This window comes from Mesorhizobium sp. M7D.F.Ca.US.004.03.1.1 (assembly GCF_003998635.1).
GTDB lineage: Bacteria > Pseudomonadota > Alphaproteobacteria > Rhizobiales > Rhizobiaceae > Mesorhizobium > Mesorhizobium loti.
This window is the reverse complement of the sequence record NZ_RZQG01001733.1, coordinates 1-513: the sequence shown is the minus strand read 5'-3', so window position 1 is coordinate 513 and position 513 is coordinate 1. Positions and strand designations below refer to the sequence as shown.

General features: G+C 66.3%; 1 protein-coding gene. It reads right to left on the bottom strand.

The genetic code is table 11. The features are described from left to right. Positions 1–513 (bottom strand): substrate-binding domain-containing protein (locus EN935_RS39760; protein WP_164771916.1); only part of this gene is annotated, 513 nt, incomplete at both ends.

The window sequence follows — 513 nt, the reverse complement described above, 5'->3', positions numbered from 1 at the left end:
GGGCTGGGCGCGTCGAGTCCATCAGCTCATAGCCGACGACGACGAGGCTGCCGGCCCGCCCGGTGGAGCGCAGCGCCGCGATGGTGCCGGTGATGCCGCCACCGGCGACATAGAGGCCGGACAGATCCGGATTTTCGTTCAGCAGCTTCTCGGTCATCTCCTGCGCGATGGCGCTCGATTCGAAGGTCAGCAGCGGCTCCAGCAGGGTGAAGCCAGGCGCGTGCTCGCGGAAAAAGGAACGGAAGCCGCTTTCGTTCATTTCCTGGCAGCGGTAGCGATGATTGCCGACGAGGATGCCCAATTTGCCGGGCGCCCGGCAGACATGCTCAAACACCCAGGCGGCGGTGCGCCCGACCTTCCAGTTGTCCAGTCCGATGTAGTGAACCTGACCCGTCGCCGAGATCTGCGAGATCAGCGCAAACACCGGCACGTTGCGCGCCTGCAGCGCGTCGACCGCCTGGGTGACCAGCGGATGGACGGCGGCGACAACGCCGACGGCGTCGCATTCGGCAC